Below are 14,092 nucleotides of genomic sequence, written 5' to 3' on the forward strand. Positions count from 1 at the left end.
TATAGATAAAAGAGGAGGACGAAACATGAAGCAATCAATCAATATTCAAGATCAATTTCTTAATCAACTTCGTAAGGATGGAACGTTTGTAACTGTTTTCTTACTAAATGGATTCCAATTAAGAGGCCTTGTTAAGGGCTTTGATAACTTTACAGTATTGTTAGAAACAGAGGGTAAGCAACAGCTTATATACAAACATGCTATCTCAACATTTTCACCACAAAAAAACATACAAATAGAGCTAGAGCAATAAAAGTAAGGGAGTTGATGAAACACATCAACTCCCTTACTTTTTTGAATTTTATAATTAAAATAGATCTCAAGGTTTTAATTTATGAAAAATTGAATATAGATAAAGGAATGGATATTTCTTGGGAAAGCGCAGAAACCAACAAAAATCCTCCTTTTTTGCGTTTGCCTTTTGGACAATTTCATTCCATAGTCAAATTTTTAAAAAGCTCACGTATACTAAGTAACAGATAGTGAGGTGAAGGTCTTTGGAACGTGATCAAGCATTCACATATAAAACAAATGGACAAATAAATATAATCCTAAACAATCAATCTAAAGAAAAAGTAGAAGTCAGCTCCTCTTCATATGATTTGAAAATTCCTAAGGCAGAAGTGAAGCATGCGATTTTAAAGGAAATTGAAGAAGAAATGAGCTCGCTTGTCGGGATGAATGAAATGAAGAGAATGATAAAAGAAATTTACGCTTGGATTTTTATAAATAAAAAGCGTGAAGAACAGGGGTTAAAAGTAGGAAAGCAAGCACTGCACATGATGTTTAAGGGAAATCCTGGTACAGGAAAAACAACGGTAGCAAGATTAGTTGGAAAGCTTTTTTTCCAAATGAATGTTTTATCGAAAGGTCATCTTATAGAAGCAGAAAGGGCAGATCTCGTTGGAGAATATATCGGGCATACTGCACAAAAAACTCGAGATTTAATTAAGAAAGCCCTTGGTGGAATATTATTTATAGATGAAGCCTATTCTCTCGCAAGAGGAGGGGAAAAAGATTTTGGTAAGGAAGCAATTGATACATTGGTCAAACATATGGAAGATAAACAGCATGATTTTGTATTGATATTAGCGGGATACCCACGTGAAATGGATAACTTTTTGTCTTTGAACCCAGGACTTTTATCAAGGTTTCCACTTGTTGTAGATTTTCCGGATTATTCTGTGGACGACTTAATGGATATTTCGGAACTTATGATGGCAGAACGAGAGTATAGATTTCACCAAGATGCAGAAATCAAACTCAAAGAACATCTAATGGCTGTTAAAACAGAAACACATCCATCAAAGTTTAGTAATGGTCGCTATGTTCGAAACATTATTGAAAAGTCAATCCGTTCACAAGCGATGAGGTTATTATTAACGGACAGATATAATCGTGAAGATCTTTTAACAATAAAAAGCCAAGATTTGGTATTAAATGAGCATAAAAGTAATTGAAGTTAAAGTTGTTTTTTATTGAGATAGACTTTCAAGACATCGTCCCCACTTTAATTGGGGGCTTTTGTTCTTAATAATATTTTTAAGAGGCGCTAGCCGTTCTTTTTTTATATTTTTATCATACATCATATATCAGGTTACTATTTGTACTGTCTGTTCAATTGCGGGACAGTTTTTTCGATATGGAGGTAATGATGAAAATAAAACTAATTCTTTTACTCGTTTTAACAGGGGTCTTATTAGGGCTTGGTATGGTCTTTATTAAGCCAGATACTGGAGGAACATCTAAAGAAGTAACAACCACTGAGGTCAAAGAAGAATATAAAACCTTTACTTATGTAATTACAAAGGTTGATGGCAATGAATATCAGGGACAATCTACAGATGGAAAAACTAAAATACAATTTAATAGCGAAAATATTAAACATCCTTTAAAAGAAAAACTTAAAGTGAAAGATAAGATTATGGCTTATGTAGAATCAGAGAATCATATTAATGGGATTATTAAAATCGAAAAAATTGAAAATGAAAAATAGATTTCTTCGTTTTCTAAAACAAAAAAGGTACTTTTCACAGTACCCTTCAATATACAAATATAGTTACGATAGTCAATTTATGACTATCGTTTTATGTTTTCCTTAAACTGCTAATTCCATTGTAATTATAAGAACATGAACCATTATGTTTATTTTTCATAAGGTACATATTTACGATCAGGAACAGCTTCTTCAGAGAATGTGGTTGTTGTTTCTTCGGATTGACTTTGGTTATTTGTAGTTGTCTGTGGGTTTGTCATATCAGAAGGGGCTATGGAATTGTCTGTTTTTTTATTGAAAAATCCTTTTCCATTTTCAGGGTTGGAAATAATACCTAGTGTCACAAGAATACCTAAAACAGATGTGACATAAGTTTCCCAACTTGTTAGATCAATCTGTAGGCCTAAATCTTTAAATACCATATATAAAAGAGAAGCAATAGATGTCCATAATCCATAATTTCTCCATTTCATTATGATCACACCTTTCTTTTTGTAGCTATCATATAAATTATTCTTGATTAATCAATAGGTGAGAGAATTCATGAATAAAAATTAATTTAAGGAATCTTAATATATATTAGCTCTAAATCAAATGAATAAAAATAAGTTAGAGTTTGTAGTAAATTTGAATATGATCATTATAAATCTATAGACAATAGAAAGTTCTAACAATCAACGTTAAGGTTCATTATGTATTTATTTGTATAAATATAGAGTCATATAAAAATAGCATTAAACCTGTAATCTTCAATCGAAAAAAGCTATAATAAACAATGTTGGAAACGCTTTCAATGAACCCCTCTAAATGTTAGAATACAAACTATAAGAGGGAGTGATTAGGATGTGTGATAACAAATTATTTTTAGAACAGCTAAAATACCTTGTTGAAAATAACTTGTCACTTAACGAATCTGTCATTAACCAATTGGTGGAAAAATACGATAAAAACCCATTTTTAACAGTTCAACTATATCAAATCATTAAGAATAACGAAGCCATTTTACCATTCTTCCAAGATATTGAATCTGCAATTTATGATTATATTGTTAACGAAGAAATGACTAACGAAAAAACCTATTATGGAGCAACGTTATATGTTGCAGACATGTTTGATACAACCCAAACTTATATAAAATGTAAAGTCAGTCGATCAAGAGAAGAACTACAGGAAATCAGCTAAAATATAAAAAAGGCAACTCCATTATAGTTGCCTTTTCCTATACTCAACAAACATTCTATATTTATCCTGAGATTGTTTCATTGTTTGATGATGGTTTGAAACTTCGATTTGGTAAACGCCACTTATATGTATAGGACAGAACTCTAAGTAATACAATGAATCCAAAAAGAATATAAAGTTCGAAAGGCTCGTTAACAAGCTTAAAGCCAATTAAAAATCCTGCAATAATTGCCCAAAAGGCATAAATTTCTGCACGAAGTACTAGTGGCTTACGTCCTGCAAGGATGTCTCGGACAATTCCTCCGCCACTACCAGTTAATACTGCTGCAACGATTACTGCACTAATAGGGTGATTCATGTTAACAGCATATAAAGCACCTTGTATGGCAAATGCGGAAAGGCCGATTGCATCAGTAAAATTCCCCCATTTTTCCCAATGTTGTAATAATCGATTAGGAAATAAAAAAACAATCGTCATAGCAAAAAGGGCTACCTGAAAAAGCACTCCTTGCTCCCATAACGCACTGACTGGGACACCTATAAGTAAATTTCGAATTGCACCACCGCCAAATGCCGTGACAATACCTAAAATATATACTCCTAATATATCATACTCTTCTTCCATTGCTACGATTGCACCGCTAATCGCAAAAGCAATTGTTCCAATAATACTTAAAACGTCCCAAGTCAAAATAATTCCCCCAGTTGTATAAATTCAGCCGAAATTATTGTATATGTAACCTCCATAAAGGTCAATTCTTTTCTTTAGTATTCTGTTTGAAAGCAAGATGGATAAGAATATTATAGGTCCAAAACTGTTTATACTAGGTCTATAACAGAAATAATTAGAGAATTACAGTAATGTTTGATATGATTAAAGTGCTAAAAATAGCGTAAGGGAAGGGTTTTTTATTGAATAATACATTGGATGTACTTAAAGAAAAGGTAATATTAGTTGGTTGTCAGCTTCAAACAATACTTGACGAACATTTTCATTACTCAATGGAGGAGTTAGCTTCATTAACGAAAACAGCTAATGGAGAAGTACTTAGCCAAATGACACAGAAAAGGGAGAGGCCACATCCCGCTACATACATAGGAAAAGGAAAAGTAGATGAATTATTGAGTTTAGTTGAGGAATTTAGTCCAGATATTGTCGTTTTTAATGATGAATTATCACCAAGTCAATTAAGAAATTTATCATCAATAGTAGATGTGCGAATTATAGATCGTACTCAACTGATTTTAGATATATTTGCACAACGTGCTAAATCAAAAGAAGGTAAGCTTCAGGTAGAGCTTGCACAACTACAATACCTGCTCCCGAGATTAACTGGACAAGGTATTGCTTTATCACGTCAAGGAGGAGGTATTGGTACAAGAGGTCCAGGGGAAACTCAACTAGAAACTGATCGTCGTCACATTCGAAATCGTATTAATGAAATAAAACAGCAGTTATCAACTGTTGTTAGACACAGAAGCAGATATCGTGAACGTCGTAAGAAGAACCAAGCTTTTCAAATTGCTTTGGTAGGGTATACAAATGCAGGGAAATCAACGATATTTAATCGATTAACAACAGCAGGAACGTTTGAAGAAGACTTATTATTTGCAACATTAGATCCTATGACAAGAAAAGTATTATTACCATCAACATATCAAGCACTGATCACAGATACTGTAGGTTTTATTCAGGATTTACCGACAACTCTTGTGGCAGCGTTCCGATCTACACTTGAAGAAGTAAAAGAAGCAGATCTTATTCTTCATGTTGTTGACAGCTCGAATGAAGACTACGCCAATCATGAGAAGACTGTATATAAGCTTCTTGAACAATTGGATGTAACCGATATACCGATTTTGACCGTTTATAATAAAAAGGATCAGACTCCTGGATCATTTGTACCATCCCCGACGGAGGAGTATCTAACAATTACTGCTTTTTCTGAAGAAGATTTAAAAATGTTGATGAATAAGGTGGAGAATATTGCAAAAAAAGAAATGAAACATTACTCCATCCACCTACCAGCAAATGAAGGTAGATTAATTTCGCAATTGAAAACTGAATCTTTAATTGAACACTTAGAATTTATAGAAGAGAAAGAAGTGTATGAAATCGAAGGGTTTGTTCTCCCAACACATGCGATAAATGGACAACTAGATAGGTTTAACGGAGAGGGTAATAAACATGTTTAAGTTATTAAAAAATGGGGCAGCTATTGCCCCAATTGTTGAAAAGGCTGAACAAAAAATAACTAAGGTTCACGACCAAATTGATTTTATCAGTGAGGTAAACCAATTTAAGGTGCTAAAAAGCTTTCAAAAGCATCGAATTAGTGACTCTCACTTTATTCCATCAACAGGTTATGGATATGATGATATTGGCAGAGACACCTTAGAAGAAGTGTATGCAGATGTGTTTGGGGGGGAAGCTGGCTTAGTAAGACCACAAATTATCTCCGGAACGCACGCTATTTCGATTGCTCTTTTCGGTGTTTTAAGACCAGGCGATGAACTTCTATATATAACTGGAAAGCCATATGATACACTTGAAGAAATAGTAGGTATCAGAGGTAGCGGTATTGGCTCACTTAAGGAATTTAATATAGATTACAATACTGTGGATCTTAAAGAAGATGGTACTGTAAATTATGAAGGTGTAAAAAACGCTATTTCCCCTAAAACTAAAATGATTGGTATTCAACGTTCTAAAGGATATGCAACAAGGCCTTCATTTACAATATCAGATATTAAAGAAATGATAAATTTTGTTAAATCACTTAAAGAAGATATTGTCATTTTCGTTGATAACTGCTATGGTGAATTTGTGGAAGAATTGGAGCCATGTCATGTTGGAGCTGATCTAATTGCAGGATCATTAATTAAAAATCCTGGCGGTGGACTTGCAAAAACAGGAGGCTATTTAGTTGGCAAAAAAGAACTTATAGAGGCTTGCTCGTACAGAATGACTTCACCTGGTATTGGAGCAGAGGCTGGTGCTTCACTATACAGCCTTCAGGAAATGTATCAAGGGTTCTTTTTGGCACCGCATGTTGTGGGACAAGCGTTAAAAGGTGCAGTATTTACTTCAGCTTTTTTAGAAGAAATTGGTTTGAAAACGAGTCCTTCGTGGAACAGTATAAGAACTGATTTGATTCAATCTGTACAATTTGAAGACCCAAAACTGATGGTTGCTTTTTGCCAAGCAATTCAGTATTCTTCACCAATAAACTCCCATGTTACACCATATCCTAACTATATGCCTGGATATGAAGATGATGTCATTATGGCAGCAGGTACTTTTGTTCAAGGAGCTAGCATTGAACTTTCCGCAGATGGGCCATTAAGAGAGCCTTACGTTGCATACGTCCAAGGTGGACTAACATACACTCATGTAAAAATAGCTGTTTGTAGTGCTGTTGATTCTTTAATTGAGCAAAAGTTAATCTCAATAGATAGATAACTACTAATAGAAAGTAATTCTACTATGTTATGTAACCTGACACATGATTGACACATAATATTACATAAGTTATAATGAGATTAGTTAAATAAAAGGAGCGAATAACATGAGTGATAATATACGACGCTCAATGCCCCTATTTCCTATCGGAATTGTTATGCAGCTCACAGATCTGTCTGCAAGACAAATTCGTTATTATGAAGAGAATGAACTTATTTTTCCAGCTCGAACGGAAAGCAATAGAAGATTGTTTTCGTTTAATGATGTTGACAAATTATTGGAGATTCGTAATTTAATTGAACAAGGTGTCAACTTGGCTGGAATTAAAGAAATTTTCTTGCGCAAAAGTACACATAGTGAAGAGAAAGAAGAGCAACATAAAACTGTTGAAAAACCTGATTTGAGTGATGCTGAATTACGTAAGCTCTTAAAATCTGAACTTATGCAGGCAGGACGCTTTAATCGACCAACATTAAGGCAAGGGGACATGACAAGGTTTTTTCATTGATCCAGTTAGTATGAAATTGAATATAAAACTTTTTTGAAATAGGAGAGGAGATTTTCAAGTGGCTAAATATTCAAGAGAAGATATCGTAACTTTAGTAAAAGAAAACAATGTAAAATATATCCGTCTACAATTCACAGATATTTTGGGAACTATTAAAAACGTAGAGATTCCTGTAAGTCAATTAGATAAAGCTTTAGATAATAAAATGATGTTCGATGGATCTTCAATTGAAGGTTTCGTTCGAATCGAAGAGTCTGATATGTACTTATATCCTGATCTTGATACATTCGTTATTTTCCCTTGGACAGCAGAAAAAGGAAAAGTTGCACGATTTATCTGTGATATTTATAATCCAGATGGCACTCCATTTGCTGGTGATCCTCGTAATAACCTAAGACGTCTTCTTTCTGAGATGGAAGAACTTGGATTTTCAGATTTCAATTTAGGGCCTGAGCCAGAATTCTTCTTATTTAAATTAGACGAAAAAGGCGAACCAACATTAGAATTAAACGATAATGGTGGATATTTCGACTTAGCACCAACTGACTTAGGTGAAAACTGCCGCCGTGATATCGTTCTAGAACTAGAAGAAATGGGATTTGAAATCGAGGCATCTCACCATGAGGTAGCTCCTGGTCAGCATGAAATTGATTTTAAATATGCTTCTGCAATTAAAGCATGTGACGATATTCAAACATTTAAATTAGTTGTTAAAACAATTGCACGCAAGCATGGATTACATGCTACATTTATGCCAAAACCATTGTTTGGTGTAAACGGATCTGGTATGCACTGTAACTTATCGTTATTTAGCAAAGGTGAGAATGCATTCTTAGATACGAACGCTGAACTGCAATTAAGTGAAACTGCTAGACAATTTATTGCTGGTGTAATCAAACATGCACCTGCATTTACAGCTGTAACAAACCCAACTGTAAACTCTTATAAACGACTAGTACCTGGTTATGAGGCACCGTGTTATGTGGCTTGGTCTGCACAAAACAGAAGTCCATTAATTCGTATCCCTGCTTCACGTGGGTTAAGTACACGTGTAGAAGTTCGTAGTGTTGACCCTGCAGCAAATCCATACCTAGCTATGAGTGTTCTTTTAGCTGCTGGTCTTGACGGTATTAAAAATAAGCTTCAAGCTCCAAAACCTATTGATCGTAACATTTATGTTATGTCAAAAGAAGAGCGTGTTGAAAATGGTATCGTAGACCTACCAGCAACACTAGCTCAAGCTCTAGACTTGTTAAAAGCAGATAGCACAATGAAGCATGCTTTAGGTGAACACTTATTTGAGCACTTTATTGAAGCGAAAGAAATAGAGTGGGATATGTTCCGTACGCAAGTACACCCATGGGAAAGAGAACAATACATGTCAATGTATTAATAGAAAAAAACTTAACACATTTAGTGTTAAGTTTTTTTATTTGCAAATAAAAAAGCTTGCCTAATTAGGCAAGCTTAATGAACCGTGCGGTAAACTCCAATTACTTTTCCTAGTATACTCACATTTCGAAGAATAATAGGTTCCATTGTTGAATTTTCTGGCTGTAAGCGAATATAGTCTTTTTCTTTGAAAAATCTTTTACAAGTTGCCTCATCATCCTCGGTCATAGCCACAACAATATCACCATTGTTAGCCGTTTGCTGTTGTCGGACGATTACTAAATCACCGTCTAATATTCCAGCTTCTATCATACTTTCACCCATAATTTCTAGCATAAAAATATGTTCATCTTCTGATATATATCGATCTGGGAGCGGAAAGTACTCTTCTACATTTTCAATAGCTGTAATTGGAAGACCTGCTGTTACTTTTCCTATTACTGGAACATTAATAACATTGCTCTTTGGAATATGGAGAGTCTCTTCTTCCTCTAGTATTTCAATAGCTCTTGGTTTCGTGGGGTCTCTTCTAATTAATCCTTTTGACTCTAATCTAGCTAAATGACCGTGTACTGTTGAGCTTGAAGCTAATCCAACAGCTTCTCCAATTTCACGTACTGAAGGTGGATACCCCTTTTTTTGGACCTCATCTTTAATAAAAGTTAATATATCTTGTTGCCTTTTTGATAGTTTCGTCATCCTCTGTGACACCTCGGATCCTGTAATTTATGTTTATTATAGCATCATTTACCTTTAGATACAAACATAAGTTCGAGAAAAACGCTTGACTGGAACATTCGTTCGTATTATACTAATTTCAACAAATACGAACAAATATTCCTATGAGGTGTATAAAATGAAAAAAGAATCTTTTACATATGTAGTATCATTTTTTCTAGTCCTTTTTGCAATAACACTAGCAATAACGTATACTGGTAAATCAGAAAGTTTGGATAAATATCATCAAGTAGAAATTAAAGAGGGTGACAGCCTCTGGTCAATTGCTGATGAGTTTAATGAAAAAAGCCAGATTTCAAAACAAGAGTTTGTAAAGTGGGTACAGGATAAAAACGGCATTCACACAAATGTTGTTAAGCCAGGTGAATTTGTTTTTGTACCTGTTGAAAAGGAAGAAATCTATCAAATAGAACAAATTGCTAGTAAGTAGAGGATGATCTAATAATGAAGGCAGTTGTTTATTGTAGAGTAAGTACAGAGAAGGATAGTCAAGATTCTTCTATTGATAGGCAAAAAGAGGAGCTATTAAGATTAGCCTCGCTACATAATATTGAAGTTATAAAGATAATAGAGGAAAGACATAGTGGATATGACATAGACCGTGACGGAATGATTGAAGCACTATCAATTTTAAAAGAAAAGAAGGCATCTATATTATTAGTTCAAGATGATACAAGATTAGGACGGGGTCACGCAAAAATAGCTCTTTTACATGAAATAAGAAAAATGGATGCTGAGATTTTTACTCTAAATGAGCGTGGAGAGCCTGAACTGTCCGAAACAGATGAAATGGTACTGAGTATTCTTGCAACTGTTGAAGAATTCCAACGGAAGCTTATTAATTATAAAATAAAAAGAGGCATGAATCGGGCAATAGAGAATGGCTACAATCCTCATGAAAATTTAAAGAACGTCGATAAGGGAGGCGGCCGTGAGAAGATTGATTTACCAATAGAAGAGATTCTTAAGCTAAGGAAGAAAAATCTAACTTTTGGAGAAATTGCTTCAACTCTTAGGGGATTAGGGTTTCGAGTTAGTAAGGCTACTGTACACAGAAGATATCAAGAATATATTGATGAAAATAATCTACAGGATCTTGATAGGTAAATTATTGGTGAAAAAATATGTTTTAAAGTTGTTATTTTCTCCTCTATTTAGTAATATGTCATTTGTATCATTTAAAAGACTTTAAAGTAATTTTATACTTAATCTCTTTGAGGTTAGCTGTAAGATTGAAGTCTATATGATTTAAGAGAGGAGTTTATTAAACATGTTACCGAAATTTAAAATCGATCGAATAAATGAATTATCCAAGAAAGCAAAGTCAGTAGGGCTAACTGATAAAGAAAAGCAAGAACAACAATCTCTTCGAAATGAGTATTTACAAGTGTTTCGGTCCTCTATGAAAAACACTTTAAAGGGAGTAACAGTTGTTGACCCGAATGGTAACGATGTAACGCCGCAAAAGCTGAAAAATGAGAGAAGGAAAGATCTACATTAAAAAGGAATAAATCAATGATTTATTCCTTTTTAATTGGAACTGAATATGGCATTCTTCTTTAAGTAATGATAGGTTTCAAATGTTCGACAAAAATAGTGTCTTCTCTCTCCAGTTTAAGACAATAATTGCTTCTTTGTTCTTTTATAATAAGAGAAATAGTATGGTTGAGGAGAGTGAAACAGTGAGACACTATTATATATACTTAATAGAAGAAGAATTTGCAAGTCACTACTTTGGTCGTGAGTCTAAAATCTACCATCTGTTTCAAGATTTTCACTGGACAATTGCCCGATCTGAACATGAAAACACACTAGAGAAGCAAATTAATTATATAACTAAACCCATTCCAATGTTATTTATTCATCAATTACTAGGAACTCATTTAGCAAAGCGTTCAGACTATCAAGTGTTCCAAAATATCCATAAAATCGAGTTAAAAGGAAATCTTGGTAATGCAACATTAATAGTGAAAAATCGTCATCTTGAGCTTACTTCTGATGGAAGTTATGAGGCGGAAACTATATTTTTTGAAGTGTTAAGAAAATTTGATCCTTGTTTTTTAGCAATGGACTTAAAAGGTGAAAGATATGGGTGGCTAAACCCAATAAAAGAAAGAAATTTTGGATAAAATATAAAGAAATTATAGTGCAAATGTTGTATAATATCAAAGGATTTAGTACACTGTAAAATAGACAACACGAAGGAGGAAATACAATGCAATTATGGGTTGTTATTCTAGTAGGCATTCTAGCTTTACTTGCTGGGGTTGCACTAGGATTTTTCATTGCGCGTAAATATATGATGAATTACCTGAAGAAAAATCCACCAATTAACGAACAAATGCTGAAAATGATGATGATGCAAATGGGACAAAAACCATCCCAAAAGAAAATCAATCAAATGATGTCACAGATGAATAAGATGCAAAAGTAACAAACGTTGATATAGCAAGGTTTTAAGCGATTTACAAATGGAAATTCCTAAGTAGAATAACTATAATTGGTGAATCTTTCTTCGGAATTTTTAATATAAACTGCTTAATCTTTCTTACATAACGTAGAAGATCACTTTTTCTGATGAAAAATTCAGGAAGGGTGGTCTTTTTTTATGCTTATTTAAAAGATGTTTCATCGGAGTATTTCTACCACTGTCAGGCGAAGGGATATACCCCTAAAACAATGAAAAATAAAAATCAGAAATAAAGCAACTTAAGCAGTTTCTTGTCGATAAATAGATTAAACATAGAGGAATTGAATTAAATGAGAATGGTAAAGCTTCTGAGAATGGCTCATTAGAGGATTGTCATAAAAAGCAATTGTTGCCCAAAGGGATTACTTTGCCACCTTCTCACACAGCGTATGACAATAAACAAGGCAATGCAGAAACAGTTATGAAGCATTATGTGAACACAAACATAGTAAACTCTGTAGATGCTAACAGAAAGATACCACAATTGATTGTTGCACCAAACTAAAACAGAGGACAGTCAATATCCTGGCAATCACGTTTAAAAAACCTTGCAGAAGAAATAGCAAGTATCTCACTTCTTATGTTGAAGAGGTGAAGGGATTGACAGAAGAGTCGTTGATCTGATTCAGGTTGATATCGACATGAGATATTTGTAGAGCTAAAGATACAGCAGAAACAAACGATGATGGAACAGCTAGGCTCGAGGTTGTTGTTTATGATTTAAACACTAGGAGCTATGTAACAGATACATTTGGAAAATTAAATGTGAAGGAAGTGGTTATTTGAATAACAGAAGCTACTAAAATTGTAATTGAAAGATTAGCGAAGTATGGGATTGAAGCCTGATTATGATGTTACAAATGATTATGAAGTCCCTCTTATTTATATGATAAATGCTTTGGTTAAAGCTATTGAAGATAGAAAACTGAAGTAGATAGGTTCTGTGTTTTACAGATTGTAGAAATATATGGTAATATTTTCATGGTTGATAGATTTCAAATTGAAGGGAGAAGACCATGAAAAAAATAATATTATCAATGTTTACAGTATTGGTTGCATTAACATTAACAGTAAATACTGCTAGTGCTAGTAGTTACACTGATGCTGCAAATTTAGGTGAGGTACTTAAAACAAAGTTATCTAGCTTCAATTCCACAATTAACTCGGGTGACATATCTTCAATTGATGATCAGTATGATTCATTTTCTAATGATATTAAGAAGACTGAAAGAGCAATTGGAAAGGTTTCAGGAAAATCCAACAGAGATGCTTTGAATAATAAGTATGTGAAGCCAGCGAAAATTGCAAGGGAACGTGTTATTTATGAAGTGTCTCAATATAGATTAATGAAAGTAATAAATGACTCACTTACAGCAAACAGAGTTGATAAAGCAAATAGTGACTTTGCAAAACTTGAAAGATTAGAAAAAAGAGCAGTTGAAATTAAAGAAGCTGGTGGGTATGAGCAGTTACCTGCTAAAGTGAGCAATGGACTATCTAGTATAAAAAGTGATATTGTTGACAAATTAAACGAACTTAATAATAGAAATTCTAGAAAGAATCCAGCAGGAATTGGTGAAACATTACTTGTTGAAAAAGATGATTGGTTAGACGGTCATGTTAAATATGAGGTTGAACTAACAGATGTTATCTCAGGTGATGAAGCATTAACTTTGGTAAAAGAAGCAAACATGTATAATGATTCACCAGATGCCGGTATGAAATACGTGTTAGCTAAGTTTAGAATAAAAGTACTTGAATTAGAAAAAGAACCTTATGATATAAATCATGCTAAATTTAAAGCTGTTAGTGGAAGTGGAGTAACGTATGATGACTGGATTTCTATCGCTGGTCTTGAACCAGACTTAAGAAACGATTTGTATGAAGGTGCAGAACATGAAGGTTGGACATATTTCATGGTAGATGAAAATGATGAACCTTTAGTTGTATTTAATCAAGGTTGGGATGATGAAGTTTGGTTTGACATAAGTAATTAAGTAGAAATAACCCCTTTCCTGATTTGGTAGGGGTTATTTTGTTTACTCCAACTACCAATTATTTTTACATCCTAATTTGTTACAATTGTTTTGAGGTGTATTTAAATGACTATATCGCCAATGTTGTTACACAAATCTGATCATCCTTTTTAAGATGATTCTATATAACTGAGTTAAAATTAGATGGTGTTCGTATACTTTGGACTAAGTTTAATGACAAGGTACGTTAATGAACTTAAAAATCACTGTCCTTTTGTTGAAGGCCATCAACAGAAAATGGCTGTTCTAATAAAAAGAATCTCGGACCCTCGCGTATGGAAAGTGGTTTTTTACGGAGACTGATCTT

The 14,092-nt window shown here is 33.7% G+C and carries 18 protein-coding genes; 15 read left to right on the forward strand and 3 right to left on the reverse strand.

The genetic code is table 11. The features are described from left to right. The first annotated feature begins 25 nt into the window (after positions 1-25). The 3 genes from hfq (at position 26) to ACEWK1_RS04475 (ending at position 1,996) form a co-directional block, all read left to right on the forward strand. Positions 26-253, forward strand: coding sequence for an RNA chaperone Hfq (hfq, locus tag ACEWK1_RS04465; RefSeq protein ID WP_098797259.1), 228 nt, complete (start codon positions 26-28; stop codon positions 251-253). 244 nt (positions 254-497) lie between these two features. After that, positions 498-1,460: a stage V sporulation protein K gene (gene spoVK, locus ACEWK1_RS04470; RefSeq protein WP_212134632.1), complete on the forward strand. Its 963-nt coding sequence runs from the start codon at positions 498-500 to the stop codon at positions 1,458-1,460. A gap of 194 nt (positions 1,461-1,654) precedes the next feature. After that, a complete protein-coding gene (locus ACEWK1_RS04475) occupies positions 1,655-1,996 on the forward strand; it encodes a hypothetical protein (protein ID WP_212134634.1) in 342 nt (113 codons plus the stop codon). A 149-nt stretch (positions 1,997-2,145) separates the two neighbouring features. Here ACEWK1_RS04475 and ACEWK1_RS04480 read toward each other — a convergent pair whose 3' ends face one another. Then, positions 2,146-2,469 carry a hypothetical protein gene (locus tag ACEWK1_RS04480; protein ID WP_180320415.1) on the reverse strand — a complete coding sequence of 108 codons (324 nt, stop codon included), beginning with the start codon at positions 2,467-2,469 and terminating at the stop codon, positions 2,146-2,148. A 370-nt stretch (positions 2,470-2,839) separates the two neighbouring features. On the opposite strand from ACEWK1_RS04480, the gene ACEWK1_RS04485 reads away from it, so the two are divergent. After that, entirely contained in the window at positions 2,840-3,178 is a 339-nt protein-coding gene (locus ACEWK1_RS04485) for a hypothetical protein (RefSeq protein ID WP_121661488.1), read from the forward strand. Between the two features lie 61 nt (positions 3,179-3,239). Here the strand turns inward: ACEWK1_RS04485 and ACEWK1_RS04490 are convergent, their stop codons facing one another. Further along, positions 3,240-3,869 carry a trimeric intracellular cation channel family protein gene (locus ACEWK1_RS04490; RefSeq protein WP_212134636.1) on the reverse strand — a complete coding sequence of 210 codons (630 nt, stop codon included), beginning with the start codon at positions 3,867-3,869 and terminating at the stop codon, positions 3,240-3,242. A 221-nt stretch (positions 3,870-4,090) separates the two neighbouring features. On the opposite strand from ACEWK1_RS04490, the gene hflX reads away from it, so the two are divergent. The 4 genes from hflX (at position 4,091) to glnA (ending at position 8,542) form a co-directional block, all read left to right on the forward strand. Continuing rightward, positions 4,091-5,374, forward strand: a complete 1,284-nt coding sequence (gene hflX, locus ACEWK1_RS04495) for a GTPase HflX (protein ID WP_232273495.1) — start codon at positions 4,091-4,093, stop codon at positions 5,372-5,374. After that, positions 5,367-6,641, forward strand: coding sequence for an aminotransferase class I/II-fold pyridoxal phosphate-dependent enzyme (locus tag ACEWK1_RS04500; RefSeq protein WP_212134638.1), 1,275 nt, complete (start codon positions 5,367-5,369; stop codon positions 6,639-6,641). The genes hflX and ACEWK1_RS04500 overlap by 8 nt, the downstream gene beginning before the upstream one ends. A gap of 106 nt (positions 6,642-6,747) precedes the next feature. Then, entirely contained in the window at positions 6,748-7,149 is a 402-nt protein-coding gene (locus ACEWK1_RS04505) for a MerR family transcriptional regulator (RefSeq protein ID WP_121661491.1), read from the forward strand. A gap of 58 nt (positions 7,150-7,207) precedes the next feature. After that, positions 7,208-8,542 (forward strand): type I glutamate--ammonia ligase, encoded by a 1,335-nt coding sequence (gene glnA / locus ACEWK1_RS04510; protein ID WP_121661492.1) that lies wholly within the window; start codon positions 7,208-7,210, stop codon positions 8,540-8,542. Between the two features lie 74 nt (positions 8,543-8,616). On the opposite strand, the gene lexA is transcribed toward glnA, so the two are convergent. Next, positions 8,617-9,240 (reverse strand): transcriptional repressor LexA, encoded by a 624-nt coding sequence (lexA, locus tag ACEWK1_RS04515; protein ID WP_212134640.1) that lies wholly within the window; start codon positions 9,238-9,240, stop codon positions 8,617-8,619. 157 nt (positions 9,241-9,397) lie between these two features. Between lexA and ACEWK1_RS04520 the strand changes: the two genes are divergently transcribed. From ACEWK1_RS04520 to ACEWK1_RS04550, 7 genes are all read left to right on the forward strand, one after another. Further along, on the forward strand, positions 9,398-9,709 hold the full coding sequence (locus tag ACEWK1_RS04520; RefSeq protein ID WP_121661493.1) for a LysM peptidoglycan-binding domain-containing protein: 312 nt from the start codon (positions 9,398-9,400) through the stop codon (positions 9,707-9,709). Between the two features lie 14 nt (positions 9,710-9,723). Next, a complete protein-coding gene (locus ACEWK1_RS04525) occupies positions 9,724-10,386 on the forward strand; it encodes a recombinase family protein (RefSeq protein ID WP_212134642.1) in 663 nt (220 codons plus the stop codon). A 163-nt stretch (positions 10,387-10,549) separates the two neighbouring features. Beyond that, positions 10,550-10,780 (forward strand): DUF896 domain-containing protein, encoded by a 231-nt coding sequence (locus ACEWK1_RS04530; protein ID WP_121661495.1) that lies wholly within the window; start codon positions 10,550-10,552, stop codon positions 10,778-10,780. A 181-nt stretch (positions 10,781-10,961) separates the two neighbouring features. Beyond that, positions 10,962-11,408, forward strand: coding sequence for a sporulation inhibitor of replication protein SirA (sirA, locus tag ACEWK1_RS04535; RefSeq protein WP_232273494.1), 447 nt, complete (start codon positions 10,962-10,964; stop codon positions 11,406-11,408). Positions 11,409-11,494: 86 nt separating this feature from the next. Further along, entirely contained in the window at positions 11,495-11,713 is a 219-nt protein-coding gene (locus ACEWK1_RS04540) for a YneF family protein (protein ID WP_098797247.1), read from the forward strand. Positions 11,714-12,014: 301 nt separating this feature from the next. Beyond that, the gene (locus ACEWK1_RS04545; protein ID WP_396653802.1) at positions 12,015-12,254 is read left to right on the forward strand and encodes a Gp37-like protein; all 240 of its coding nucleotides are present in this window, start codon (positions 12,015-12,017) and stop codon (positions 12,252-12,254) included. Between the two features lie 511 nt (positions 12,255-12,765). After that, on the forward strand, positions 12,766-13,746 hold the full coding sequence (locus tag ACEWK1_RS04550; RefSeq protein WP_212134646.1) for a hypothetical protein: 981 nt from the start codon (positions 12,766-12,768) through the stop codon (positions 13,744-13,746). The last annotated feature ends 346 nt before the right edge of the window (positions 13,747-14,092 follow it).

This window comes from Metabacillus sp. YM-086 (assembly GCF_048059995.1).
Classification (GTDB): Bacteria; Bacillota; Bacilli; order Bacillales; family Bacillaceae; genus Metabacillus; species Metabacillus litoralis_B.